This is a genomic window from Enterobacter sp. AN-K1 (assembly GCF_020971765.1).
Taxonomy (GTDB): domain Bacteria; phylum Pseudomonadota; class Gammaproteobacteria; order Enterobacterales; family Enterobacteriaceae; genus Enterobacter; species Enterobacter hormaechei_C.
The window spans coordinates 3278013-3304756 of the sequence record NZ_CP087390.1 but is presented as its reverse complement, the minus strand read 5'-3'; the positions used below and the strand labels follow the sequence as shown (position 1 = coordinate 3304756).

At 55.7% G+C, this 26744-nt stretch carries 27 protein-coding genes; 15 read left to right on the top strand and 12 right to left on the bottom strand.

What is annotated here, in order from left to right:
• The first annotated feature begins 10 nt into the window (after positions 1–10).
• The 4 genes from LOC22_RS15720 (at position 11) to LOC22_RS15705 (ending at position 4809) form a co-directional block, all read left to right on the top strand.
• The gene (locus LOC22_RS15720; RefSeq protein ID WP_230239555.1) at positions 11–1600 is read left to right on the top strand and encodes an FGGY-family carbohydrate kinase; all 1590 of its coding nucleotides are present in this window, start codon (positions 11–13) and stop codon (positions 1598–1600) included.
• Between the two features lie 61 nt (positions 1601–1661).
• A complete protein-coding gene (locus tag LOC22_RS15715) occupies positions 1662–2657 on the top strand; it encodes a LacI family DNA-binding transcriptional regulator (RefSeq protein WP_015571284.1) in 996 nt (331 codons plus the stop codon).
• 28 nt (positions 2658–2685) lie between these two features.
• Positions 2686–3333 carry an L-fuculose-phosphate aldolase gene (fucA, locus tag LOC22_RS15710; protein WP_017383181.1) on the top strand — a complete coding sequence of 216 codons (648 nt, stop codon included), beginning with the start codon at positions 2686–2688 and terminating at the stop codon, positions 3331–3333.
• A gap of 114 nt (positions 3334–3447) precedes the next feature.
• Positions 3448–4809, top strand: a complete 1362-nt coding sequence (locus LOC22_RS15705) for an MFS transporter (protein ID WP_032647425.1) — start codon at positions 3448–3450, stop codon at positions 4807–4809.
• Positions 4810–4841: 32 nt separating this feature from the next.
• Here LOC22_RS15705 and LOC22_RS15700 read toward each other — a convergent pair whose 3' ends face one another.
• Positions 4842–5333 (bottom strand): YajQ family cyclic di-GMP-binding protein, encoded by a 492-nt coding sequence (locus LOC22_RS15700; protein ID WP_017383179.1) that lies wholly within the window; start codon positions 5331–5333, stop codon positions 4842–4844.
• Positions 5334–5458: 125 nt separating this feature from the next.
• On the opposite strand from LOC22_RS15700, the gene panE reads away from it, so the two are divergent.
• The 5 genes from panE (at position 5459) to LOC22_RS15675 (ending at position 10552) form a co-directional block, all read left to right on the top strand.
• Positions 5459–6370, top strand: coding sequence for a 2-dehydropantoate 2-reductase (panE, locus tag LOC22_RS15695; protein WP_230239031.1), 912 nt, complete (start codon positions 5459–5461; stop codon positions 6368–6370).
• Positions 6333–6926 carry a protein deglycase YajL gene (gene yajL, locus LOC22_RS15690; RefSeq protein WP_015571288.1) on the top strand — a complete coding sequence of 198 codons (594 nt, stop codon included), beginning with the start codon at positions 6333–6335 and terminating at the stop codon, positions 6924–6926. Before panE ends, yajL begins: the two co-directional genes overlap by 38 nt.
• A 300-nt stretch (positions 6927–7226) precedes the next feature.
• The gene (locus LOC22_RS15685; RefSeq protein WP_230239030.1) at positions 7227–8495 is read left to right on the top strand and encodes a PTS sugar transporter subunit IIC; all 1269 of its coding nucleotides are present in this window, start codon (positions 7227–7229) and stop codon (positions 8493–8495) included.
• A gap of 12 nt (positions 8496–8507) precedes the next feature.
• A complete protein-coding gene (locus LOC22_RS15680; protein WP_015571289.1) occupies positions 8508–9833 on the top strand; it encodes a 6-phospho-beta-glucosidase in 1326 nt (441 codons plus the stop codon).
• A complete protein-coding gene (locus LOC22_RS15675; RefSeq protein WP_023303188.1) occupies positions 9830–10552 on the top strand; it encodes a glucosamine-6-phosphate deaminase in 723 nt (240 codons plus the stop codon). Before LOC22_RS15680 ends, LOC22_RS15675 begins: the two co-directional genes overlap by 4 nt.
• 26 nt (positions 10553–10578) lie before the next feature.
• On the opposite strand, the gene LOC22_RS15670 is transcribed toward LOC22_RS15675, so the two are convergent.
• A complete protein-coding gene (locus LOC22_RS15670) occupies positions 10579–11313 on the bottom strand; it encodes a GntR family transcriptional regulator (protein ID WP_230239029.1) in 735 nt (244 codons plus the stop codon).
• A 69-nt stretch (positions 11314–11382) separates the two neighbouring features.
• Entirely contained in the window at positions 11383–12831 is a 1449-nt protein-coding gene (gene thiI, locus LOC22_RS15665; RefSeq protein ID WP_006809903.1) for a tRNA uracil 4-sulfurtransferase ThiI, read from the bottom strand.
• A 178-nt stretch (positions 12832–13009) separates the two neighbouring features.
• Here thiI and xseB point away from each other — a divergent pair, with 178 nt between their 5' ends.
• The 4 genes from xseB to LOC22_RS15645 all read left to right on the top strand — a co-directional run bounded on the left by xseB (position 13010) and on the right by LOC22_RS15645 (position 17076).
• Complete coding sequence (xseB, locus tag LOC22_RS15660) at positions 13010–13252, top strand: exodeoxyribonuclease VII small subunit (protein ID WP_193136238.1); 243 nt, start codon at positions 13010–13012, stop codon at positions 13250–13252.
• Complete coding sequence (gene ispA, locus LOC22_RS15655; protein ID WP_015571293.1) at positions 13253–14152, top strand: (2E,6E)-farnesyl diphosphate synthase; 900 nt, start codon at positions 13253–13255, stop codon at positions 14150–14152.
• A gap of 24 nt (positions 14153–14176) precedes the next feature.
• Positions 14177–16039 carry a 1-deoxy-D-xylulose-5-phosphate synthase gene (gene dxs / locus LOC22_RS15650; RefSeq protein ID WP_015571294.1) on the top strand — a complete coding sequence of 621 codons (1863 nt, stop codon included), beginning with the start codon at positions 14177–14179 and terminating at the stop codon, positions 16037–16039.
• 62 nt (positions 16040–16101) lie between these two features.
• Positions 16102–17076, top strand: coding sequence for an aldo/keto reductase (locus tag LOC22_RS15645; protein ID WP_196343738.1), 975 nt, complete (start codon positions 16102–16104; stop codon positions 17074–17076).
• A 90-nt stretch (positions 17077–17166) separates the two neighbouring features.
• On the opposite strand, the gene thiL is transcribed toward LOC22_RS15645, so the two are convergent.
• The 5 genes from thiL to nrdR form a co-directional block, all read right to left on the bottom strand.
• A complete protein-coding gene (gene thiL, locus LOC22_RS15640; protein ID WP_015571296.1) occupies positions 17167–18138 on the bottom strand; it encodes a thiamine-phosphate kinase in 972 nt (323 codons plus the stop codon).
• 77 nt (positions 18139–18215) lie between these two features.
• Positions 18216–18635, bottom strand: coding sequence for a transcription antitermination factor NusB (gene nusB, locus LOC22_RS15635; protein WP_006809908.1), 420 nt, complete (start codon positions 18633–18635; stop codon positions 18216–18218).
• A gap of 21 nt (positions 18636–18656) precedes the next feature.
• The gene (gene ribE, locus LOC22_RS15630; protein ID WP_003859098.1) at positions 18657–19127 is read right to left on the bottom strand and encodes a 6,7-dimethyl-8-ribityllumazine synthase; all 471 of its coding nucleotides are present in this window, start codon (positions 19125–19127) and stop codon (positions 18657–18659) included.
• A gap of 87 nt (positions 19128–19214) precedes the next feature.
• Positions 19215–20318 (bottom strand): bifunctional diaminohydroxyphosphoribosylaminopyrimidine deaminase/5-amino-6-(5-phosphoribosylamino)uracil reductase RibD, encoded by a 1104-nt coding sequence (gene ribD, locus LOC22_RS15625; protein WP_058700535.1) that lies wholly within the window; start codon positions 20316–20318, stop codon positions 19215–19217.
• Between the two features lie 4 nt (positions 20319–20322).
• On the bottom strand, positions 20323–20772 hold the full coding sequence (gene nrdR / locus LOC22_RS15620; protein ID WP_003859099.1) for a transcriptional regulator NrdR: 450 nt from the start codon (positions 20770–20772) through the stop codon (positions 20323–20325).
• 152 nt (positions 20773–20924) lie between these two features.
• Between nrdR and LOC22_RS15615 the strand changes: the two genes are divergently transcribed.
• Positions 20925–21464 (top strand): DUF3251 domain-containing protein, encoded by a 540-nt coding sequence (locus LOC22_RS15615; RefSeq protein ID WP_032649957.1) that lies wholly within the window; start codon positions 20925–20927, stop codon positions 21462–21464.
• Between the two features lie 268 nt (positions 21465–21732).
• On the top strand, positions 21733–22617 hold the full coding sequence (locus LOC22_RS15610; protein ID WP_026080602.1) for a nucleoside-specific channel-forming protein Tsx: 885 nt from the start codon (positions 21733–21735) through the stop codon (positions 22615–22617).
• An 88-nt stretch (positions 22618–22705) separates the two neighbouring features.
• On the opposite strand, the gene LOC22_RS15605 is transcribed toward LOC22_RS15610, so the two are convergent.
• From LOC22_RS15605 to secD, 4 genes are all read right to left on the bottom strand, one after another.
• Positions 22706–23386 (bottom strand): helix-turn-helix transcriptional regulator, encoded by a 681-nt coding sequence (locus LOC22_RS15605; RefSeq protein ID WP_017694425.1) that lies wholly within the window; start codon positions 23384–23386, stop codon positions 22706–22708.
• 10 nt (positions 23387–23396) lie between these two features.
• Complete coding sequence (locus LOC22_RS15600) at positions 23397–23762, bottom strand: VOC family protein (RefSeq protein WP_017383165.1); 366 nt, start codon at positions 23760–23762, stop codon at positions 23397–23399.
• A gap of 138 nt (positions 23763–23900) precedes the next feature.
• Entirely contained in the window at positions 23901–24872 is a 972-nt protein-coding gene (secF, locus tag LOC22_RS15595; RefSeq protein WP_003859105.1) for a protein translocase subunit SecF, read from the bottom strand.
• 10 nt (positions 24873–24882) lie between these two features.
• Positions 24883–26730 carry a protein translocase subunit SecD gene (gene secD, locus LOC22_RS15590; protein ID WP_017383164.1) on the bottom strand — a complete coding sequence of 616 codons (1848 nt, stop codon included), beginning with the start codon at positions 26728–26730 and terminating at the stop codon, positions 24883–24885.
• Positions 26731–26744 lie beyond the last annotated feature (14 nt).

Sequence of the window (26744 nt, the reverse complement as noted above, 5' to 3'; positions counted from 1 at the left end):
GAAGTTTATGATGAGTGACGGCTATTTCCTCGGGGTCGATGTGGGTTCAGCCAGCGTTCGTGCTGGGCTTTACTCTGCGCAAGGCGAGCGTTTGAGCTTCGCGACCCTTCCGATTTCGCAGTTTCACGCCAGCAACGCGCGCGTGGAACAGTCCTCCGCGGAGATCTGGCAGCAGGTTTGCGCGGTGGTGCGGGAAGCCGTCGACTCCTCTGGGATCTCACCCGACGCCATTTGTTCGATTGGCTTCGACGCCACGTGCTCGCTGGTCGCGCTGGATGCTGAGGGTAACGGCCTGAGCGTGTCCCCCGACAGTCCGGCATCGCAGGACATCATTATGTGGATGGATCATCGTGCTCACGAAGAAACTGTTCGCATCAATGCCACACGCGATCCTGCCCTGTGCTACGTGGGCGGCGAGGTGAGTATTGAAATGGAACTGCCAAAACTGCTGTGGTTGCAGCGACATCATCCTGAAACCTGGAATCAGGCCTGGCGCTTTTTCGACCTTGCCGATTTTCTGGTCTGGAAAGCGACGGGCCAGGACGCCGCCAGCCTGTGCACCCTCACCTGCAAATGGAACTACCTTGCGCATGAGGCGCAGTTCAGCGAATCGCTGCTCAGGGAGGTGGGGCTGGAGACCTTACTGACAAAAATTCCCGATACTATTCTGGACGTCGCTGAATGCGTCGGGAAACTCAGCCCACAGGCAGCGCAAGCTCTGGGGTTGCCCGAAGAGGTGGTTGTGGCAAGCGGCATGATCGATGCCCACGCGGGTGGCGTGGCGCTGACGGGCTCAAACCCGGAGGGCACGCTGGCACTCATCAGCGGAACCTCGAACTGCCATATGCTTGCCAGTCAGACGGAGATCCATACGCCCGGCGTCTGGGGGCCTTACTGGAGCGCCATGCTGCCGGGCTACTGGCTGACGGAAGGCGGGCAAAGTGCTGCCGGGGCACTGGTCGACTGGACGTTGCGCGAGCACGGAGCCAGCGCAGACCTGTTTGCAAAAGCAGAAGCGGCGCAACGCCATCCGGTGGCGCTGCTCAACGACTGGGTAGCCGCGCTTGAACAGGAAGAAAAATATCCCACCCGCAACCTGCACATTCTGGCCGATCACCACGGCAACCGCTCGCCGCGTTCGCGTCCGGATGCGCGGGGCAGCGTGGTCGGTCTGACATTAGAAACCGGTGAACGTGCGCTGGCGAGGCTCTATCTGGCCACGCTACAGGCCATAGCCTATGGCACACGACATATTATGGATACCCTGAAACATCACGGGCACACCTTGTCGCGCATTGTCATTTGTGGAGGAGCCACCCATAACCGGCTCTGGCTGCGGGAGTATGCCGATGCCACGGGCTGCGATATTCATCTTTTAGCCGAAGAAGATGCCGTCACTCTCGGCGCGGCCATTTGCGGCGCTGTGGCGAGCGGTGCATGGGCAACGCTCACCGATGCCACCCGGGAAATGGTCAAAGCCGGCGACATCATCACCCGTCGGCCGGAAACCGCGGCTTTCCACAGGCAAAAATATGAGGCGTACCTGATGCTGTGGACCCAGCAGCAGGCGCTTAATCTCCTGATGCAACAGGAAATGTAATGGCAGGATGCGTATGCTTTATCAGCAGTTTTTTACGTACGTTAAGGATTGAGGCGTAGCGATGGCCAAAACAGTTGAACAGATAGCGAAGGATCTGAATTTATCCGTCACCACCGTGCGGCTGGTACTGAGCGGGAAAGCCGAACAGTATCGGATCAGCGTGAAAACACAGTCCCGAATTAATGAACACGTCGAGCGCTTCGGCTATACCCTCAACCATTCGGCGCGCAGTCTTAAGCTAAACAAAACCGAGACGCTGGGGCTCATCGTGCCCAACATCTCGAACGTGTTCTTTGCAACGCTCGCCGAGAAACTCGAACTGCGCTGCCGCCGTTCGGGCTACCAGCTGATGATCAGCTGTACTTACAACGATGTGGATTACGAAAACAAGCTGGTCAAAGCCCTGATGGCGCGCAACGTGGACGGCTTGTTTATCGTTCCCTCGACGCTGGAAAACCAGCAGCATCATTTGCGGCAGATCCAAAAACCACTGGTGCTCCTCGACCGGGATTTTGGCTTTACTGACAACGCGCTGGTTGAGAGTCATAACGAGGCCGGGGGGGATGAACTGGCCCGCAACATGCTGGCAGAGAGAAAAACGCCGCTCTGGTTCCTTGTGGGCGATACCGCACTGCCCAGTATTACGGACCGTCTGAACGGCTACTTACAGGCCCTGAAAACAGCCGGTATTCACCATCGCGAGTGGGTCATCGAAGGGCCGGACAATACGCCGGAGGGCGGATATGCCCTGATGGATTCGCTTATCGACAGCCAGGGTGTTCCGCAGGCGTTTATCGCCTCATCGTTACCCGTTCTGGAAGGGGCAATCGAAGCCCTGCGGACGCGTACCGGCACCGTGCCCCAACACATCAATATCGGCACCTTCGATGAGCACCCCATGCTGGGGTTCCTGCCTAACAGCGTCTGGTCCATGCAGCAGGATGAAGATACCTGGGCGGAAAAAGCGTTTGAACTGATGCAGCGAGCCATCGACGGCGAAGCGGTCAACGAGACGGCGAAAGTCGATATGAAGCTGGTCAAACGTTCCCGCCAGTAAAAATAAAACTGTACCCGGAGAATAAAAAATGGAACGAGCCCGATTAGCTAGAGACATTATCGACACCTGCCTTGAGATGACCCGCATGGGGTTAAATCAGGGCACCGCCGGCAATATCAGCGTTCGCTATCGCGACGGCATGCTGATTACGCCGACCGGAATTCCCTACGAGCATCTGACCGAAGAGAGTATCGTCTATGTAGATGCACAGGGGCGACACGAAGAAGATAAACTGCCCTCCAGCGAATGGCGTTTTCATCAGGTTGTGTATCAGACCCGCCCGGATGCTAACGCCGTCGTCCATAACCATGCGGTTAACTGTACCGCCGTCTCGATACTCAACCGCCCCATTCCTGCTATTCACTATATGATTGCCGCCGCCGGGGGAAACTCCATTCCCTGCGCCCCTTACGCGACCTTCGGGACGCGCGCGCTGTCAGAGCATGTCGCGGTCGCATTACGCGATCGCAAAGCGACGCTCTTACAGCACCACGGCCTGATAACCTGCGAAGAAAATCTTGAAAAGGCACTGTGGCTGGCGCAGGAGGTAGAGGTGCTGGCAAAACTCTACCTGGCCACGCTGGCGATAGTAGATCCCGTTCCGGTGCTCAGTGACGATGAAATTGCCATTGTTCTTGAGAAATTCAAAAGCTACGGATTGCGCGTCGAGGCGTAATTTTTTATCCGGGGGTGCTTTTATCACACCCTCGTAATATCTCTTAAACAAACACCTATTTACCGCACTTATCACCCCGCCTAAACTATGGCCTGCTTTTTGGTAGAGGTGGTAATGAACGATTATAAAATGACGCCAGGCGAACTGCGTGCGACCTGGGGTTTAGGGACTGTTTTCTCGCTGCGGATGCTTGGCATGTTTATGGTCCTGCCCGTTCTGACCACATATGGCATGGCGTTACAGGGTGCCAGCGAAGCGCTGATTGGTCTGGCGATTGGTATCTACGGCCTGGCGCAGGCGATATTCCAGATCCCCTTTGGCCTGCTCTCCGACCGCGTGGGTCGCAAACCGCTGATTGTCGGCGGGCTGCTGGTGTTTGTACTTGGCAGCATCATCGCCGCCCTCTCCCACTCCATCTGGGGAATTATTCTTGGGCGCGCCCTGCAAGGTTCCGGGGCGATTGCCGCCGCCGTGATGGCGCTGCTGTCAGACTTAACCCGCGAGCAAAACCGCACCAAAGCCATGGCGTTTATCGGCGTCAGCTTCGGCGTCACGTTTGCCATTGCCATGGTGCTGGGGCCTGTCATCACTCATGCGCTCGGCCTGCACGCCCTGTTCTGGATGATTGCGGTGCTGGCGACCATCGGGATCGCACTCACGCTGTGGGTTGTGCCTGACAGTAAAAACCACATCCTCAACCGTGAATCCGGGATGGTGAAAGGCTGTTTCAGCAAAGTCATCGCCGAGCCGCGCCTGCTTAAGCTGAACTTCGGCATTATGTGCCTGCACATTCTGCTGATGTCCACCTTCGTCGCCCTGCCTGGTCAACTTGCCGCAGCAGGTTTCCCGGCGGCAGAGCACTGGAAAATTTATCTGGTCACAATGCTGATCTCGTTTGTCTCCGTTGTGCCCTTCATTATTTACGCCGAAGTGAAGCGCAAAATGAAACGCGTCTTCGTGGGCTGCGTGGCGTTATTGCTGATTGCCGAGATTGTGCTGTGGGGCGCTGGCCCGCATTTCTGGGAACTGATCGCCGGCGTACAGCTGTTCTTCCTGGCGTTTAATCTGATGGAAGCCCTGCTGCCGTCGCTTATCAGCAAAGAGTCTCCGGCAGGATACAAAGGCACCGCGATGGGCATTTACTCCACCAGCCAGTTTCTCGGCGTGGCGATCGGCGGGTCGCTCGGCGGCTGGGTGGACGGTCTGTTTGACTCCCAGACCGTTTTCCTCGCCGGTGCGCTGCTGGCGATGCTCTGGCTGTTTGTTGCCAGCACCATGAAAGAGCCGCGCTATGTAAGTAGCCTGCGGGTAGAAATTCCCGATGACGTGGCAATCGGTGACGCGTTAAAACAGCGTCTGGAAGCGACAGAGGGCGTGAGCGAAGTGCTGATTGTCCCGGAAGAGCGCAGTGCGTATGTCAAAATTGACAGCAAAGTGACTAACCGCTTTGAGGTGGAGCAGGCGCTGAAGGCCTGAAAAAATGCCCGGTTTAGCCGGGCATGGTTGTCTTAATCGCGGAAGTTTTTAAACTGGAATGGCTGACCGAGATCGCCGCCACGCACCAGCGCCATCACGGATTGCAGGTCATCACGGGATTTTCCGGTCACGCGGATCTCTTCACCCTGGATCTGCGCCTGCACTTTGAGCTTACTGTCTTTGATAAGCTTAACGATTTTTTTCTGTACCGCGCTCTCAATCCCCTGCTTCAGCTTCGCTTCCACAAACCAGGTTTTGCCGCTGTGAACAAAATCTTCCGGTACGTCGAGTGAGGTCCCTTCAATGCCGCGCTTGAGCAGCTTGGCGCGCAGGATATCCAGCAACTGGTTGACCTGGAAATCAGACTCGCTCAGGACTTTGATCGTCTTGTTCGCGTCGTTCAGTTCAATGGTCGCCTCAACGCCACGAAAATCGAAACGTGACTCAACCTCACGGACAGCATTTTCTACGCCGTTACGCGCTTCCTGCAAATCAACTTCAGAAACAATATCGAAAGATGGCATCTTTTCTTCTCCCTTCATTTTTGTTGCGTTGCATAATACCCGCAACGAGGCATAACGAGAAGCTTAGCTGATGGCGCTATACTTAGCGTCATAGCACCTGGCGCCGTTGCAGGTGAGGAGGAACGATGAAAGTAACAGTGCTTGGATGCGGAGCCCTTGGCCAACTCTGGTTTACAGCGCTATGCAAACAGGGACACGACGTTCAGGGCTGGCTGCGAATTCCCCAGCCCTATTGCAGTGTGAACGTAATTGGTACAGACGGTTCAATTTTCAACGAGTCTTTGACGGCAAACGATCCGGAATTTCTTGCCACCAGCGATTTGCTGCTGGTCACGCTGAAGGCCTGGCAGGTCTCCGATGCGGTGAAAAGCCTGGCCGCCCAGTTACCTGAAAGCACGCCAATCCTGCTGATTCACAACGGTATGGGTACCATTGAAGAGCTAAAATCTGTCCGGCAACCGCTGCTGATGGGGACAACCACCCACGCGGCACGTCGCGACGGTAACGTCATTATCCATGTTGCCAGTGGTATCACCCATATCGGTCCTGCGCGTGAACAGCCCGGCGATTACAGCTATCTTGCGGATACCCTGCAAAGCACGCTGCCTGACGTCGCCTGGCACAATAACATTCGCGCGGAACTGTGGCGCAAACTGGCGGTCAACTGCGCGATCAATCCGCTGACCGCCCTGCTGGATTGCCCTAACGGTGAACTGCGTCAGCATCCCGATCGGGTAGCGCTGATTTGCCGGGAAGTTGCCGCCGTCATTGAACGCGAAGGCTACCACACCTCAGAGTCCGATTTACGTTATTATGTCGACCAGGTCATTGAGAGTACGGCAGAAAATATCTCCTCAATGTTGCAGGATATCCGGGCTATGCGGCATACCGAAATTGATTACATTACCGGTTATCTGTTAAAACGCGCCCGGGCACACGGTATTACCGTTGCGGAAAACAGCCGTCTGTTTGAGTTAGTAAAACGAAAGGAGAGTGAGTATGAGCGCATCGGCACTGGTATGCCTCGCCCCTGGTAGCGAAGAGACAGAAGCGGTCACCACCATTGATTTGATGGTGCGTGGTGGTATTAAGGTTACTACCGCCAGCGTCGCCAGCGACGGAAGTCTGGCGATTACCTGCTCGCGTGGGGTGAAGATCCTGGCGGATGCACCGCTTGTACAGGTGGCGGACGGTGATTACGACATGATCGTTTTGCCGGGTGGGCTGAAGGGTGCAGAGTGTTTCCGCGACAGCCCGCTGCTGGTTGAAACCGTTCGTCAGTTTCATCTTTCCGGGCGTATCGTCGCGGCAATCTGTGCGGCCGCAGGTACGGTGCTGGTTCCGCACGACATTTTCCCCATCGGGAATATGACCGGCTTTCCTGGCCTGAAGGACACAATTCCGGAAGACCAGTGGGTGGATAAACGCGTGGTCTGGGATCCGCGCGTTAACCTGCTCACCAGCCAGGGGCCGGGCACCGCCATTGATTTTGGCCTGAAGATTATTGACCTGCTGGTTGGGCGCGAAAAAGCGTACGAAGTGGCGTCATCGCTGGTGATGGCGGCGGGGATTTATAATTTCTACGAAGCCTGATGTCCTCCCGGGCTGGCAACGCGCTGGCCCGTCTGCCCTACAGAAATAGTGCAGCCAGCGTCACAGTTCTGCGATTCATTTTCCTGCCCTGAAGCGTCTCCCCACCGTTTTACCCTTTCAAAAACCCTTTATTTTCAGACAAATAATCAAATCTGCACCGCATTGCATGCCTGTTTGACAGGCTAAAAGAACCGTGAAAAACTGCATTCAACTGGTATATACCAGTTTAAAAATCCGCCAGCAAAGCCTGATAACATCAACAGCGGCGGGAGAGCAGAAATCTCTTCTGGAGTAAGCAATGTGATTACATTTCTTGAGCACAGAGTCATTCCTGTACTGATTCGCGTAGGCGAAAATAAAATACTGGTCGCCGTGCGCAACGGTATTGCGCTGACCTTACCCTTCACCATCACCGGTAGCCTGTTTCTCATTCTCGCCAATCTACCGATACCCGGCTGGAGTGAATGGCTTGGCCCGTTTGCCGAAAAGCTCAGCGCCCCGGTGGGCGTTACCTTTGGTGCAATAGGGCTGATTTCTGCGGTGGGTATCAGCTACAACCTCGCGAAGGAGTACAACCTCAACGCTATCACCTGCTGCATAGTCACGCTGGTGGTTTTCTTACTGGCGCAACTCAACGACAGCCATCAGCTCAACGTTGACAATCTTGGTGCGGCGGGGCTGTTTTCTGCCATCATCCTGGCGATTTTGACGGTGCACATCGTGCGATTTTTTATCCGGCACAACGTCGTGATCACCCTGCCGGAGGGCGTGCCTCCTGCCGTGGCGCAATCTTTTGCGAGCCTGATCCCCGCCGCGGTAGCAATCACTCTGATCTGGCTGATTAGGGTCATCCTGAATTTTGATATCAACCACTTCTTCACCCTGCTGCTCAGCCCGCTCGTCTCCGGCCTCGGTTCGCTGCCGGGCATGCTGGTGCTTATTTTTCTGATTTCGCTGCTGTGGTGCTGCGGCATACATGGCGACAACGTGCTTTCCGGCATCACCAGTCCCATTTTCCTGAAATACATCGCTGAAAATACTCAGGCCTATCTGCATCATCAGCCCATTCCCCATATTACCGCCGACGGGTTTTATATCGTCTTTATGTGCCTGGGCGGAACGGGCGCGACCATGGGGCTGGTCATTGCCATGCTGCGTTCCCGCAGTCGGCTGTACAAATCAGTGGGCAAGCTCTCCCTGCCCTCCGCGATATTTTGTATTAACGAACCTGTCATTTTCGGTTGCCCGATAGTCTTCAACCCACTGCTGATGATCCCGTTTACCCTGACGCCGATGATCCTGTGCATCTCAACCTGGTCGCTGATGTACTTCGACATCATTGGTCGTCCCGTCTTACAGATCCCCTGGACCATGCCGCCGATTTTCGCCGCATGGTTCGTGACCGGCGGCAATATCCCTGCCGTGATCTGGTCCGTCTGCACGCTGGTTATTTCCGCCCTGGTCTGGCTGCCGTTTTTCAAACTGGCCGAGCGCAAACAACTTGAAACCGAAGCGGCCGAAGAGAATGCCCGCCGCAACGCGGACACGCTTTCCGACCCCATCTTGTAAAAAGGAACCACGATGAAAAAGCTCAAGGTTGTCACTATTGGCGGCGGCTCCAGCTACACGCCAGAATTGATCGACGGTTTTATCAAACGCTACGCAGAGCTGCCGGTCACCGATTATTATTTGCTGGATATTGAAGAGGGAAAAGAGAAGCTGGAGATTGTCGGAAAGCTGGCCCAGCGCATGGTAGCTGAAGCCGGGCTCCCAATGAATATCCACCTGACGCTCGATCGGGAAGAGGCGCTGAAAGATGCCGATTTTGTCACCACGCAGCTGCGTGTCGGCTTTCTTGATGCCCGCATCAACGATGAAAAAATCCCGCTAAAATACGGCGTTCTGGGGCAAGAGACGACAGGTCCCGGCGGGTTTATGAAAGCTCAACGCACGATCCCGGTCCTGCTGGATATCTGTAAGGACATGGAAAGATGGTGCCCGAACGGCTGGCTGATTAACTTCACCAACCCGGCCGGGATTGTCACCGAGGCAATCACCCGCCACTCGGCCATTCGGACCATAGGCATTTGCAGTGGCGCAAACAGCATGATGATGGACATCGCCAAAGCCTACGGCGTGCAGAAGTCGGACGTTTACGCACGCATTATTGGTCTGAACCATCTTATTTTTGCCGACCAAATTTTCCTCAAGGGAGAGGATTATACCGACGACTTTATTGAAAAACTGGCCGAGGGCAGCGCAAATAACTCCCTGAAAAATATACCGGACATTGGGTTTAGTGCCCGCTTTGCCAGGGCACTCCACATGTACCCTATCTCCTACCTCAAATACTATTTTTTGACCCGCGAGATGACCGACGCCGCGCTGCGCGATGCAAATACTAAGGGAACCCGCGGCGAGCAGACGCGCGAAATTGAGCAACGGCTTTTTACGCTTTATCAGGACCCCCATCTCGCGCACAAGCCGAAAGAGCTGGAGCAGCGCGGAGGCGCCTGGTACTCCGATACTGCATGCTCGATCATCAGCGCTATTTATAACGATAAAAAAGAGATCCACGTCGTAAATGTTCCTAACAGGGGCACAACACCCGATCTGCCGGATCACGTTACGCTGGAAACCAACGCCATGATCGACCGAAACGGCGCGCATCCCCTCGCCTATGGCAGGCTGCCCGTGAAGATCCGCGGCCTGATCCAGAGCGTGAAGGCCTATGAAGAGCTCACCGTTGAGGCCGCTGTCACTGGAAATTACGACACGGCGCTGCTGGCGCTGAGCGTAAATCCCCTTGTGCCTTCTGCCGCCGCGGCAGAACAGATCCTTAATGAATATCTTGAGGTCAACCACCGTTATTTACCCCAGTATGCTAAACGTAAGGACGCACAATGAACGTAGAACAGACAGACGATTATGCGGCGCTGAGTGACGCCGTGGCGAAAGCGGTCATTGAAACCGTTACGCAAAAACCCGATGCGCTGATTTGCATCGCGGGTGGAGATACGCCGCTGGGCGTTTTTGCCGCGCTGGTGCACGCCAGCAAACAGGGTAAGGTCGATTTTTCCCGTGCGGCATTTGTTGGCCTGGATGAGTGGCTGGGGCTGGGTCAGGCCGATAAAGGCAGCTGCCGGGAGATGGTATGGGGCCATTTCTTCAGCCACCTGGCCCTGCGCGACGATCAGATCTGTTTCTTTGATGGCCTGACGCAATCCCCCGAGGAAGAGTGTCAGCGTGTGGATAACTTTATTACGGCCCACGGTGGGCCTGACATCATTGTGTTGGGGATCGGTATGAACGGCCATATCGGCTTCAATGAACCGGGCGCCGCCCTCGATACCGGTTGCCACATCGTGGACCTGGATGCGGTGACGCAGGCCGTTTCGGTTAAATACTTCGGCCAGCAGCGTCATATCCGTCAGGGCATTTCGCTGGGGATGAAGACTATCCTGGCCTCACGGGCCATTATTTTGATGGCAAGCGGCGAGAAAAAAGCCGACATCATCGCAACAACCGTCAATTCCGCACCGGACCCGGCGGTTCCCGCGACGCTGCTAAAGCCGCACCCACGGTTAAGGATCATTGTCGATAAAGCGGCAGCCGCTAAGCTGTAAAAGAGAAACAGGCGCTGATGCGCCTGTTATCGTTTGATGTGCATATTCTTGACGCGGAAAATATCTGCCCGGTTGTAGCTGATGGAGAAGTTAAATGCTCTACCGTCATCGAGGCGCGTGACTTCGGTAATTTTCAACATCGGCTGGCCTGGCAGAATATTGAGATGGGCCGCCAGCTCCTCATCAAAAAGATCCGCTTCAATCAGTGAATCGGCGTCGCTGATTTTCTTACCGGTAAAGTCTTCAATATAGCCATACAGCGATCCCACTTCGAGAATAGCCTGCGGAACAGTGGCAACCACCTTGTGAGGAATATTGCTGTCTTCAATTAACACCGGCTGTCCCTCCAGTAAACGGATACGGCGAATAAACCAGACATCATCACCCTGCGCAATTTCGAGGTGCTGTGCCAGCGCCGCGTCGGCGTGAAGGGTCGTCAACGTCAGCAAGCGGCTGGTTACGTTGACCCGCCCCTGAAATTCACGGGAAAACCCGAGAATACTGTCACTCTTTTCATTATTCAGAATGTAAATATTGCTGGCAGTATTCTTTAAAACAAACATGCCCTTGCCGTGGATACGCTCGATATACCCTTCCTGTACCAGCATCGCCATGGCTTTCTGAACCGTTACGCGCGTAACGTCATAAATACCGGCAAGATCGCGCTCCGACGGAATGCTTTCGCCCTTTTTGTAGACTTCATTGAGAATATCTTTTTTGATTCTCTCTTTGATTTCCCAGTACTTATGTTTTTTTTCCATTGTCGATTACCCGGCCAAAAAGAGCATAGAATCGCAGGCCCGGTAGCGCTCGCGCCACCGGGCGAGAAACTACGGGCGGTACACCTTCACGTTCGCGAAGCCCTGCTCACGCAGATACAGCGCCTGCAAACGGCTCATGACCCCACGTTCGCACCACAGCAGATACGTTTTGCTCTGGTCGAGATCGCCAAACTGGGTGCTCAGCTTGTAGAACGGCAGCGAAACCACCTCGACGCCTTCCACCTGCAACGGCTTGTCATCCTGCTCATCAACAGAACGGATATCCAGAATCGTATCGTTAGCACCGAAGCCGCTGACCGTCTCCACCTCAACCACTTCCTGCTCGGTCTGCTGAGCGATCTCACGGATATCGATGTTGGACGCTTCCGCCACCACTTTTTCCAGGATGCTGAAATCGAAGTTCTCTTCTTCCGCTTCGATCTTCGCCTTCACCGCTTTAATGGTTGGGCTTTTGGAGATCACACCGCAATATTCCGGCATGGTACGGGCAAAATCTTCAGTACCGATTTTACGCGCCAGATCGATGATGTGCTCTTTATCGTGAGAGATCAGCGGACGCAGGATCAGCGTATCAGACACGTTGTCGATAAGACGCAGGTTGGTCAGCGTTTGGCTGGAGACCTGCCCCAGCGCTTCACCGGTGACCAGCGCCTGCACGCCGTAGCGCTCAGCCACTTTGGACGCCGCACGCACCATCATACGTTTCAGGACCACGCCCATCTGGCCGTCGTCCACTTTTTCGAGGATTTCGCCGACCACCGGCTCAAAGTTGATCGCCACAAAACGCACGCGGTGAGAGCTGCCGAAGCGGTTCCACAGGTAATGCGCCACCTGACGTACGCCGATTTCATGCGCCGCGCCGCCCAGGTTAAAGAAGCAGTAGTGCACGCGGCAGCCGCGACGCATCAGCATATAGCTGGACACGCCGGAGTCGAAACCACCGGAGATCAGCGACAGCACATCTTCCTGAGTGCCGATAGGGAAACCGCCAATCCCTTCGTAACGACCCTTGACCAGCAGCAGGCGATCGTTTTCGATCTCAAGATTAACGGTGACGTCCGGATTAGTCAGGCGGACGCGCGCCGTTTCAACGTGCTGGTTCAGACCACCGCCGACGTAGCGCTCAACCTCAATAGAGCTAAACTCATGCTTACCCCGGCGCTTCACGCGCACGCAGAACGTTTTCCCTTCGATCTGGTCGCGGTACTGTACCAGCGCCTTTTCGAAGATATCGTGCATATCGGTGAAGGGAACGTCTTCCACTTCCAGAATATGGTGAATACCCGGGATACGGGTCAGCGCGTCGCGAATATCAAGACGTTTGTTTTCGTCTTTCGCGCGGACTTCTACGTGGTCCCAGTGACGCACCACGGCGAGCGTTTCGTCGTAGTGTTTTAATACGTTACGAATGTTCCCGGTGAGAATTTTAATAAAGCGCAAACGCACGGATTGGCTTTTGATGGTGATTTCAGGGAACAATTTAATGATAAACTTCATGGCGGCAATGTTTCTTAGGCAAGCTTATAAAGGCTTGTAGTGGAAAATGATACAGCAGCCCACACCCGTGGCTGCATCCAGGCGCGCAAGTATACCACCATCGCGCCACTCGCGTTATTTGATAATTGCCCCGAGTCCGTTACCATGTCAGGGCGAAAAATTTAAGAGTCAATTCACTATGCCGAAGAAAAACGACGCACCGGCCAGTTTCGAAACTGCGCTGAGTGAACTGGAGCAGATCGTTACCCGTCTTGAGAGCGGCGATCTCCCGCTGGAAGACGCGCTCAACGAATTTGAACGCGGCGTGCAGCTCGCGCGCCAGGGGCAGATAAAACTCCAGCAGGCCGAGCAGCGTGTGCAGATCCTGCTTTCCGACAGCGAAGACGCTAAAACCACGCCATTCACACCGGACGCCGAGTAAATGGATTTTTCCAACGCGCTTCAGGCGCGCGTCATCCGCGCCAACGATGCGCTGCGCCGTTTCATTGAGCCGCAGCCTTTTCAGAACACTCCACTGGTTGAAGCCATGCACTATGGCGCACTCTTGGGGGGTAAACGCCTGCGTCCGTTCCTGGTGTATGCCACGGGCAATATGTTCGGTATCAGCGATAACACGCTGGACGCCCCGGCAGCCGCCGTGGAGTGTATCCACGCCTATTCGCTGATCCATGATGATTTGCCGGCCATGGACGATGACGATTTGCGTCGCGGTCAGCCAACCTGCCATATCAAATTTGGCGAAGCGAATGCCATTCTGGCGGGGGATGCGCTGCAAACCCTGGCCTTCTCCATTCTGAGCGATGCGCCGATGGTTGAGGTGAGCGATCGCGATCGTCTGGCAATGGTGTCCGAACTGGCAATGGCCAGCGGCGTCGCCGGGATGTGCGGCGGCCAGGCGCTGGATTTAGAGGCTGAAGGGCGTCAGGTTACTCTGGAACAGCTGGAGCGCATCCACCGTCACAAAACGGGCGCACTGATTCGTGCAGCCGTTCGCCTGGGCGCGCTGAGCGCGGGTGAACGCGGGCGTAAAGCCCTGCCGATTCTGGACAGATACGCAGAAAGTATCGGTCTGGCATTCCAGGTTCAGGATGACATTCTGGATGTGGTGGGCGATACTGCAACATTGGGAAAACGTCAGGGTGCGGATCAGCAGCTTGGCAAAAGTACCTACCCCGCCCTGTTGGGCCTTGAGCATGCCCAACGTAAAGCCCGGGATCTGATAGACGATGCCCGCCGGTCGCTGAATGAGCTGGCCGCGCAATCGCTGGATACCTCGGCACTGGAAGCGCTAGCGGACTACATAATCCAGCGTGATAAATAAACTATAAATCTCGATGAGCCTTTGATGAGTTTTGATATTGCCAAATACCCGACACTGGCGTTAGTTGACTCCACTCAGGAGTTACGTCTGTTGCCGAAAGAGAGTCTGCCGAAGCTGTGTGACGAGCTGCGTCGCTACCTGCTCGACAGCGTTAGCCGCTCCAGCGGCCACTTCGCCTCCGGACTTGGCACGGTTGAGCTGACCGTGGCGTTGCATTACGTCTATAACACGCCGTTCGATCAGCTGATCTGGGATGTAGGCCACCAGGCCTATCCGCACAAAATTCTGACCGGACGTCGCGATAAAATTGGCACCATTCGCCAGAAAGGGGGCCTGCACCCGTTCCCGTGGCGCGGCGAGAGTGAATATGATGTGTTAAGCGTCGGCCACTCTTCCACCTCCATTTCTGCGGGCATTGGTATTGCCGTTGCCGCCGAAAAAGAGAATAAACAACGCCGCACCGTCTGCGTGATTGGCGACGGGGCGATCACCGCCGGGATGGCCTTTGAGGCCATGAACCACGCGGGCGATATCAAACCGGACATGCTGGTGATCCTCAACGACAACGAAATGTCGATCTCCGAGAACGTCGGCGCGCTGAATAACCATCTGGCGCAGCTGCTGTCCGGCAAGCTTTACTCCTCACTGCGTGAAGGCGGTAAAAAAGTCTTCTCCGGCGTACCGCCGATTAAAGAGCTGCTTAAGCGTACCGAAGAACACATCAAAGGCATGGTCGTGCCGGGTACGCTGTTCGAAGAGCTGGGCTTTAACTATATTGGCCCGGTGGACGGCCACGATGTGCTGGGCCTGGTGACGACGCTTAAAAACATGCGCGACCTGAAAGGCCCGCAGTTCCTGCATATCATGACCAAAAAAGGGCGTGGTTACGAACCGGCGGAAAAAGATCCGATCACCTTCCACGCGGTGCCTAAGTTCGACCATACCAGCGGCTGCCTGCCGAAAAGCAGCGGCGGGATGCCGAGCTACTCAAAAATCTTTGGCGACTGGCTGTGCGAAACGGCGGCGAAAGACAACATGCTGATGGCGGTGACGCCTGCCATGCGTGAAGGCTCCGGCATGGTGGAGTTTTCCAAAAAATACCCGGACCAGTATTTCGACGTGGCTATCGCCGAGCAGCACGCGGTAACCTTTGCTGCGGGCCTGGCGATTGGCGGCTACAAGCCGGTGGTAGCGATCTACTCTACCTTCCTGCAACGCGCCTACGATCAGGTTATCCATGACGTTGCCATTCAGAAGCTGCCGGTGCTGTTTGCTATCGATCGCGCGGGCATTGTGGGGGCTGATGGCCAGACGCACCAGGGCGCGTTTGATCTCTCCTTCCTGCGCTGCATCCCTGATATGGTGATCATGACGCCAAGCGACGAAAACGAGTGTCGTCAGATGCTGTATACCGGTTACCACTATCAGGACGGCCCCTGCGCGGTACGTTATCCGCGCGGTAATGCCCTTGGCGTTGAATTACAGCCGCTGGAAAAACTGGACATCGGTAAAGGTCTGGTGAAACGCCGTGGTGAAAAAGTGGCGATCCTGAATTTTGGTACGCTGATGCCGGAAGCGGCAAAAGTCGCTGAAAACCTGAATGCGACGCTGGTCGATATGCGCTTTGTGAAGCCGCTCGATGAATCTCTGATTCTGAGCATGGCGGAAAGCCATGACGTTCTGGTCACGCTGGAAGAGAACGCCATCATGGGTGGCGCGGGTAGCGGCGTGAACGAAGTGCTTATGGCGAACCGTAAAGCCGTTCCGGTGCTTAATCTCGGCCTCCCTGACCACTTCATCCCGCAAGGCACCCAGGATGAGGCGCGCGCCGACATTGGTCTGGACGCCGCCGGTATCGAAGCTAAAATCCGCACCTGGCTGGCCTGATCCCTCCCCTTTTCTGCTCCTGCTATGCTTAAACGTATTGTTTAAACAGCAGGAGCGGAACCATGCAATACACGACATTAGGAAAAACGGACCTTAAGGTGTCCCGGCTTTGCCTGGGATGCATGACGTTTGGCGAGCCTGACCGGGGAAATCATGCCTGGACGCTGCCGGAAGAGAGCAGCCGCCCTATCATCAAGCGCGCCATTGACGGCGGCATCAACTTCTTCGATACCGCCAACAGCTACTCAGATGGCAGCAGCGAAGAGATTATGGGCCGCGCCCTGCGAGATTTTGCCCGTCGTGATGACATTGTGGTCGCCACTAAGGTGTACTACCCGTCAGGCGATCTGGCGGAAGGCCTTTCTCGCGCGCAGATCCTGCGTTCCATTGATGACAGCCTCAGACGCCTGAACATGGATTACGTCGACCTGCTGCAAATCCACCGCTGGGATTACAACACCCCGATCGAAGAGACGCTTGAAGCGTTAAACGACGTTGTGAAAGCCGGTAAAGCGCGCTACATCGGCGCATCGTCCATGCATGCCTCACAGTTTGCCCAGGCGCTCGATCTCCAGGCGCAGCACGGCTGGGCGCGCTTTGTCACTATGCAGGATCACTACAACCTGATTTACCGGGAAGAAGAGCGCGAGATGCTGCCGCTCTGCTACCAGGAAGGCGTGGCGGTGATCCCGTGGAGCCCGCTGGCGCGCGGAAGGTTAACCCGTCCGTGGGGGGAAACTACCGCCCGGCTGGTATCGGATGAAGTGGGTAAAAACCTGTATGACGATACAGAAGCCAGCGATGCGTTAATTGCCGAACGCTTAGCCGGGATCGCCGACGATATCGGTGCAACGCGCGCGCAGGTGGCGCTGGCGTGGCTGCTGAGCAAGCGCGGTGTCGCCGCGCCGATTGTGGGCACATCGCGGGAAGAACAGCTGGATGAGTTGTTAAGTGCGGTGGACTTATCGTTGACGCCGGAGCAGATTGCCGAGCTGGAGACGCCGTATCAGCAGCATCCGGTGGTAGGGTTTAAATAAACACTTGCCGGGTGGCGCTGCGCTTACCCGGCCTACAAATAAAGTGCGATCGTAGGCCGGGTAAGGCGAAGCCGCCACCCGGCAAAACACTCACCCAAAGTGATCGTACCCTTTCCAGTCAAGCGTAACCGGGGCGCCGTCGCGGACAAACAGCAACCCTTCACTTTCCGGCATCACCTGCCCGATGCAGGTAAATTTCGCCCCCAGATGCGCTAGCGCCACATCCAGCGTCCCGCGATTCAGCTCAGGCACGGTGAAGCACAGCTCATAATCTTCTCCACCGGATAACGCCCAGCGCAGCGCCTGTTCAGGTTCGACATGGCGAAGCAGTTGCTCCGACAGCGGGAACAGATCCAGGTCAACGCGTGCGCCCACGCCGCTGGCCTTCAGGATATGGCCGAGATCGGAGATCAGCCCGTCAGACAAATCGATAGCCGAACTGGCCCGCTCGCGCAGCGCCTGACCGTGCAGAATACGCGGCGTTGGCCGCAGATGGCGCTTCACCAGATACGCCGCATCGTCAGCCTCTTCAACCGTTAAGCGATTCTGAAGGATAGCTAACCCCGCGGCGCTGTCGCCCGGCGTACCGGTCACGTAGAGCCAGTCGCCTGGTTTTGCACCCGAGCGCTTCAGCGCGCGCCCGGCAGGCACATAGCCGTGGATTGCCAGGGTCATGGACAGCGGACCGGCGGTGGTATCACCGCCAATCAGCTGCATATCGTAATAATTCAGCTGTTCAAACAGGGCATCGCTGAAGGCTTCAAGCCAGGCTTCATCCACCTCCGGCAGGGTCAGAGCCAGCGTCAGCCAGGCCGGGTCGGCGCCCATTGCCGCCAGATCGCTGACGTTCACCGCCAGCGCTTTATACGCCAGATCGGCAGGATCGATATCCGGCAGGAAATGACGCCCACACACTAAGGTGTCGGTGCTGATTGCCAGCGTCTGTTTTTCGGGAATATTGAGAAGTGCGCAGTCATCGCCAATGCCGGTTTCAACATCAAGACGAGAGGTTCTGACACGGTCGAAATAACGGGCAATCAGGGAGAATTCGCCGCATGCCATACGTTATGCCTCAGCAAATAAAAGAAAAAACCGGAGCCGCACTGCCAAAAAGGCAATGCAAGACTCCGGTTTGCGGATCACTTTTTGTGGGGACGGATCGCAGGTGCGGCTTTATCCAGCACGCCGTTAACAAACTTGTGGCTGTCTTCAGCGCCGAAGGTTTTCGCCAGTTCGATCGCTTCGTTGATGGCCACTTTGTACGGCACATCATCACGTTTAGACAGCTCAAACAGCGCGATACGCAACACTGCTTTTTCGACCTGGCCCAGCTCTTCGAGCAGACGGGACAGGTATGGCTTCATCAGACCATCGAGATACGCGCTATTAGTCGCCACTCCCGACAGCAGTTCACGGAAGTACAGAACGTCAACGTCTTTCACGTCCTGTTCTGACAGGAACTGGTATTCAACATCAGCGATGTCGTTCTGGGACAACTGCCAGGAGTAAAGTGCCTGGACGGCACATTCACGGGCGCGGCGACGAGCAGCAGGTTTCACGGAATTCCCCTTACAAAAAAATCAGGCCTTGATGGCTTTCAATACATTGATCATTTCAAGCGCGGTCAGTGCAGCTTCTGCACCTTTGTTACCGGCTTTAGTGCCAGCACGTTCGATGGCTTGTTCAATACTTTCGGTGGTCAGCACGCCGAACGCGACAGGGATTTCAGCATCCTGTGCAACGTGTGCCAGACCGTTGCTTGCACCGCCCGCAACGTATTCGAAGTGCGCAGTGCCGCCACGAATAACGGTACCCAGCGCAATCACCGCGTCGTATTTACCGGTTTTCGCCAGCGCGCCCGCTGCCAGTGGCAGTTCGTAAGCACCTGGTACCCAAACGACGGTAATGTTGTCATCTTTAACCTGGCCGATACGTTTCAGGGCGTCAACCGCACCTTCCAGCAGGCTATCGTTGATGAAGTTGTTGAAACGCGCAATGGTGATGGCGACGCGAGCGTCCGGGGTAGCTACAGCAGCTTCAATAATGTTCATACTCTTCCTTTACGGGTTCATTTGGCCCCGCAGGGGGGCGGATTTTATCATAATACTTTGCGCACTGCTTCCCTATTTCAGGAGCAATTACGCTGTCGTTAAATGGAGGCAGACATCCGGGCCTACCGGACGAATCTCGCTGAATGAGAGTTGCGGCGCATCGGCCAGTTTTTCAAGGCCGGGCAGCACAAACAGGCCGCGCGCGTCATTACCTAACAGTTTAGGCGCAACGTAGACGAGAAGCTCATCCACCAGCCCCGCCTGAAGCAGTGCGCCGGCGAGCGTCGGACCGGCTTCAACCCAGATGCTGTTGACCTGCTGTTTGCCGAGCAACATCATCAGCACCACGAGATCGAGATGCCCGTTATGTTCCGGCACCATAATGCTGCGCACGCCTTCCGGCCACTCGCGCGTATCTTCTTTGGTGCGGGCAATCCAGGTTTCACCCGGCTGCTGCACGATGCGGTGCTCCGGCGTCACGCGGTTCTGGCTATCAACAATAATGCGCAGCGGCTGACGCAGGTTCTCCTGCGGATAGAGCGCCTGCGTATCCGCATTCAGCTCTTCCCAGCGCACGGTCATGGCCGGATCGTCAGCCAGTACCGTTTCACTGCTGGTGAGAATAGCATGGCTTTGCGCGCGCAGACGTTGCACATCGCGCCTTGCCTGCGGCGAGGTGATCCACTGGCTCTCGCCGTTCGCCATCGCCGTGCGGCCATCCAGTGACGCGCCAAGCTTAAGCTGGATAAACGGGAAGCCGGTGCGCATACGCTTCAGGAAGCCTTTGTTGATGTTTTCGGCATCCTGCATCATCAGGCCGTGGCTGACGTCGATGCCTTCCTGTTGCAGACGATACAGCCCGCGGCCCGCCACCTGCGGATTAGGATCCTGCATGGCGGCGACAACGCGCGAGACGCCCCCCGCAATCAGCGCCTCACAGCACGGCGGCGTACGTCCGTGATGGCTGCATGGCTCCAGCGTCACATAGGCCGTCGCGCCACGCGCTTTCTCACCCGCCATGCGCAGGGCATGCACTTCAGCATGCGGCTCGCCTGCGCGGTAGTGAAAACCTTCCCCCACGATCTCGCCATCTTTAACAATGACGCACCCGACATTGGGGTTAGGGTGAGTGGTAAACCGACCGCGCTGCGCCAGCTTCATGGCGCGCGCCATGTACATCTCATCGTGCATGGGCTTAATCCTGTAAGCGGGCGATCTCTTCGCCAAACTCTTTGATGTCTTCGAAGCTGCGGTAAACGGAGGCAAAGCGGATATAGGCGACTTTATCGAGCTTCTTCAGCTGTTCCATCACCAGATTGCCGATCATTTTGCTCGGCACTTCGCGCTCGCCTAACCCCCGCAGATAAGATTTAATATGGTTTAACGCCATTTCGACGTCATCGGAGCTGACGGGCCGTTTTTCCAGCGCCTTGAGCATCCCGCTACGCAGTTTCTCTTCATTGAACGGTTCGCGCACATCGTTACTTTTTACCACGCGCGGCATTACCAGCTCTGCCACCTCAAAGGTGGTAAAACGCTCGTTGCACACCAGACACTGCCGACGACGACGCACGGAAGACCCTTCGCCTACAAGACGCGAGTCGATGACTTTGGTATCCACAGCGGAGCAAAATGGGCAATGCATACGATGTCCCTGTTATCTGGTTAACTGATTTCTATTTTACCCTGAACTGGCCCGACAACAAAGGAAGAGCTTTTTGAGACAAAGGATCTATGCCTGACGGCAATATCCTGTCTACCATTACAGCAATCTGTGATTTCAAGGAATTAAACGCAATGACAAGACGTTACCTGAAAATAGTGCTGGTGGGGAGCCTGTTCACGCTCAGCGCCTGCGCACAGCAAAGCGAAGTCCGCGAGATGAAACAAAGCGTGAATACGCTTAACGTGGCGATGGACAAACTTAACAAAGAAACCGTGAAGATCACCCAGCAGAACGCGCTGAATGCCAAATCCAGCAATGGCGTTTATTTATTGCCAGGTGCAAACACGCCCGCGCGTCTGAACAGCCAGATTGGCACGCTAAAGATGTCTGTGGTGAATGTTGCAGCGAATGCCGATGGTACTCGCGCAACATTACGCATTCAGGGTGAGTCCAACGATCCGCTTCCCGCGTTCAGCGGCACCGTAGAGTGGGGCCAGATTCAGGGCACCACGGAGAGCTATCAGGAAGTGAACGTGAAGAATCAGCTCTTCACCGCCCCCGCCAGCACGCTGGCGCCGAGCGATGTTGATATCCCGCTCCAGCTGAGCGGACTGACCCCAGAACAGCTGGGCTTTATCCGTATTCACGACATTCAACCCGCCGCGCAATAACCCGCCCTTCTAGCGGAGTGAAATGTCACTCCGCTAACATTTACATTTCGTATGGATTGGCAACATAAATGATTGCCGCTACAATCCCGCCCGTCTAAAGTACGCAAACGTGAACGCAATCGATTACGTATGTGAGAGATATGTGAAACAACACATATTTTTGTGAGCAAGGATTCCTATAATAGGCTCCGCAGAAATACGAAATATTTAGAAACGCAATTCGCGCATTTTTCACTCCCGGAAGGGAATTTCAATCAGTGGCATGATTATGAAAAAAACATTACTCGCAGCCGGTGCAGTTCTGGCACTCTCCACCTCTTTCACTGTTAACGCAGCGGAAAACGACAAACCACAATACCTTTCCGACTGGTGGCATCAGAGCGTTAACGTTGTAGGCAGCTACCATACCCGTTTCGGACCGCAGATCCGTAACGATACCTACCTCGAGTACGAAGCATTCGCTAAAAAAGACTGGTTTGATTTCTATGGCTACATGGACGCACCGGTATTCTTCGGCGGTAACACCGACGCGAAAGGTATCTGGAACCACGGTTCCCCACTGTTCATGGAGATCGAACCCCGCTTCTCCATTGATAAACTGACCGGTACTAGTCTGGCGTTTGGTCCGTTCAAAGAGTGGTATTTCGCAAACAACTACATCTACGACATGGGTCGCAACAAGTCCGGTCGCCAGAGCACCTGGTACATGGGTCTGGGTACAGACATTGAGACTGGCCTGCCGATGAGCCTGTCCATGAACGTCTACGCAAAATACCAGTGGCAGAACTACGGCGCCGCGAACGAGAACGAGTGGGACGGCTACCGTTTCAAAGTGAAATACTTCGTGCCAATTACCCAACTGTGGGGCGGCAACCTGAGCTATATCGGCTTCACCAACTTTGACTGGGGTTCAGACCTGGGCGATAACGATTTCCGCGACCTGAACGGCAGAAAAGCGCGCACTAACGACTCCATCGCGTCCAGCCACATCCTGGCGCTGAACTACGATCACTGGCACTACTCTGTTGTTGCGCGTTACTGGCACAACGGTGGCCAGTGGAACGACGACGCCAGCCTGAACTTTGGCAACGGCGACTTCAGCGTTCGCTCTACCGGTTGGGGTGGTTACCTGGTCGTGGGTTACAACTTCTAATCAGTGCGGATTCCGCCCGGTGGCGCTACGCTTACCGGGCCTACGATCCGAATGTAGGCCGGGTAAGGCGTAGCCGCCCCCCGGCTTTTTACTGCCTCACCTTGCGCAAAAAATCTGCCAATGACCTGTCCGCACTTTCGCTAAACCGCCTCTCCGTCTGCACAATATTGAGGCATCGGTCGAGCCGGAAACAGCGATAGTCATCGCGCCGTTCACACCACGCCGCCAGCAGCCAGCGCTCTCCCCAGAAGAACAAGCCCAGCGGCTGAACCTCGCGCTTTGAGAGCTGCCCAGCCTCATCACGATAATGCAGTGCCAGCACGCGCTGGGCGGAAATCGCCTGATGGATCACGTCGAAACCACTACGGGAATGGGGCTGAAGGGCAATATCCGGCGCGTAAATCCGCGTCTGCTCAGCTTTGCGGCGGCTCTCTTCTGGCAGGATCGCCAGCACTTTTTCCTGGGCCGACTCAAGCTCGCGCGACAGCGATTCCCCGCCCCAGGTTTTGAGCAGGCGAATCGCCACCATCAGCGCCTCGGACTCTTTGTTGGTCAGCATCAGCGGGGGTAAATCAAAACCCGACATCAGCCGATATCCGCTTCCCGCCTCGCCTTCCACCGGCACGCCGGAAAGCGACAGGTCGCGGATATCGCGGTACACCGTGCGCTCGGACACGCCAAGCCTTTCCGCCAGATGCGCTGCCGTTGTCAGACGCCTGCCCCGAAGGATCTGCACAATCTGGAACAAACGGTCAGCGCGTCGGGTCATCGGTTTACTCTCATACCGGTTGATGGAGGCCGACGCGATTACCTTCGCTGTCGGTAAACAGGGCTATAGTGCCAATGCCTTGCGGCAGTTCCAGCGGGCCAAACACGCACTCACCGCCCGCAGAAGCAATACGATCGAGCGTGGCCGCCAGATTGTCAGTATGCAGGTAGATAATAGCGCCCTGCGAAGACGGTGTAACGCCGTCAAATTTCGCCAGCGCGCCGCCGGTGGCCGGATCCTCGTGCGGGAAAATCGCCAGATCAGCCACGTCCATCTTCTCGCGCCGCAGCGCGACCTGCATCACCGACTCATAAAATTTGATGGCGCGATCCATATCGGCGACCGGAATTTCAAACCAGTTAATAACACTTTTCATACGTCCTCCTGCCTGTTGTTAGGGTTCAGAAGGAGTCTACGACAGGGCTCCTGACAGCATACTGTCAGGAGTGTTTGTGAGATGCAGACAAAAAAAATCCCGGCCAACAGGCCGGGATTTCGATACTACATAAGACTCTTACGGCAGAATGGACGGCTGATCCGCCCCTTCTTTCTCGACTTTCTGCTGGATCAGATGCTCGCGCTTCATGCCCAGCTTCAGCGCCAGTGCGGACGCGACGTAGATAGACGAGGCCGTACCGATAGACACACCGATCAGCATGGTCAGCGAGAAGCCTTCCAGCACTGGGCCACCGAACAGGAACAGCATCAGGATCACCATCAGGGTGGTGCCGGAGGTGATCAACGTACGGTGCAACGTCTGGGTCAACGACACGTTAAAGATTTCGTACGGCGTGCCGCGACGGATCTTACGGAAGTTTTCACGAATACGGTCAGATACCACGATACTGTCGTTCAGTGAGTAACCGATAACGGACATCAGGGATGCCACAATCGTCAGGTCAATCTCAATGTGGAACAGAGACAGTATGCCCATGGTGATCACCACGTCGTGCGCCAGGGCGATAACCACGCCTGCCGCCAGTCGCCACTCAAAGCGGAAACCGACGTAAATCAGGATCGAGATCAGCGCCACCAGCAGCGCCATCGCACCGGTCTGCGCCAGGTCAGCACCAACGCTCGGGCCGACAAACTCAATACGCTTAACCGTTGCATCCTGGCTGGTCGTTTCGTTAATAACCTGGACGACCTTGCTGCCCAGCTCCTGGCTGCCGTTGGCATCGTGTACCGGCGGCATACGCACCATGATGTCGCGGCTGCTGCCAAAGTTCTGTAGCAGCGGCTCTTCAAAGCCCGCTTTTTGCAGAGACTCACGCATCTGGTCCATATCGACCGGTTTTTCCAGGGTAATTTCAATCACCGTACCACCGGTGAAATCCAGACCCCAGTTAAAGCCTTTCACGCCCATAATGACGATGGACAAGATCAGCAGAAAACCTGAAATGCCGAAGGCCCAGTAGTCCCAGCGCATAAAGTCCCAGACTTTACGGCCGTGGTTCAATTGTTCAACAGTATATTCCTGTGCCACAACGCACTCCTCAGATAGACAGCTTTTTGACGCGCTTGCCGCCGTACAGCAGGTTCACGATGGCACGGGTGCCGACAATAGCGGTAAACATCGACGTTGCGACACCGATACCGGTAGTAATCGCAAAGCCTTTGATCGCGCCAGTACCCACTGCATACAGGATAAGAACCTTAATCAGTGTTGTTACGTTCGCATCGAAGATGGAGCTGAACGCCCCTTTGTAGCCTTCTTCGATCGCCTGCTGTACAGAACGACCGTTGCTCAGCTCTTCTTTGATACGTTCGTTTATCAGTACGTTGGCGTCGACCGCCACCGCAAGGGTTAGAACGATACCCGCAATCCCCGGCATGGTCAGCGTCGCCCCCGGCAGCAGGGACATGATACCGATGATCAGCACCAGGTTGGCAATCAGCGCGGAGGTCGCAATCAGGCCGAACTTCTTATAGAAGAAGATCATGAAGATGATGGACACCGCCAGACCGGCCAGACACGCTTCCAGACCCTGTTTGATGTTCTGCATACCCAGGGTTGGACCGATGGTACGTTCTTCAACAATCTGAATTGGCGCAATCAGCGCACCGGCACGCAGCAGCAGAGAGAGCTGACGCGCTTCGTTCGGGTTGCTGATACCGGTAATACGGAAGCTGTTACCCAGACGAGACTGGATGTTGGCGATGTTAATCACCTCTTCCTCTTTCACCAGCACGGCACGGCCATTGGCGTCTTTCTTACCGCTGTCTTTGTACTCCACGAACAGGGTCGCCATCGGCTTGCCGATGTTGTCCTTGGTGAAGTTAGACATGATGTTGCCGCCTGCGCTATCCAGCGAGATGTTAACCTGCGGCTGGTTGTACTCATCCTGGCTTGAAGTGGAGTCGGTGATATGGTCACCGGTCAGGATCACGCGTTTGTACAGCACAACAGGCTGGCCTTCGCGGGTCTGTTTCACTTCAGAATCGCCCGGCACACGGCCTGAAGCCGCAGCAGCCTGGTCGACATTGGAGTTAACCAGACGGAACTCTAGGGTCGCCGTCGCGCCCAGAATCTCTTTCGCACGGGCGGTATCCTGGATACCCGGCAGTTCGACCACGATACGGTCAGCACCCTGACGCTGTACCAGTGGCTCAGCCACGCCCAGCTGGTTTACACGGTTACGCAGAATGTTAATGTTCTGCTGAACGGCGTATTCACGTGCTTCACTCAGACGCGCGTCGGTCATTACCGCACGCAGCTGGTTGCTGCCCTGAGAGGTGATCACCAGATCGCGGTGACGCTGAGACAGATACGTCACAGCCTGATCGCGTGCCGCGCTGTCGCGGAACGTGATGCTCAGGCCGTAGTTATCTTCTTTACGTACGGTGGTGTACGGAATGCCCTTATCGCGCAGATCGCTGCGCAGGCTGTCGATATTCTGTTCCTGTAGCTTGCCGAGCGCGGTATCCATATCCACTTCCATCAGGAAGTGAACGCCGCCACGCAGGTCAAGACCCAGTTTCATTGGCTCTGCGTTCAGCGCAGCCAGCCAGCGTGGGGTTGCAGGAGCAAGGTTAAGCGCCACGACATATTTATCACCCAGCACGCCCATCAGCGCTTCACGTGCGCGGAGCTGCGTGTCGGTGGTGTCGAAGCGAGCAAGAATTGCGCCCTCTTCCAGTGCCACAGACTTAGCGGTAATTTTTTCTTCTTGTAACGTTTTCTGGACCTGGATCAGCGTTTGCTCACTGGCGGCGACACCGCGCGCGCCAGTGATTTGAACGGCCGGATCCTCACCATACAGGTTGGGAAGCGCGTACAGCAGGCCGACGATAATCACGACGACCAGCATGATGTACTTCCACAAAGGATAACGGTTTAACACGGCAGTTCCCTTTG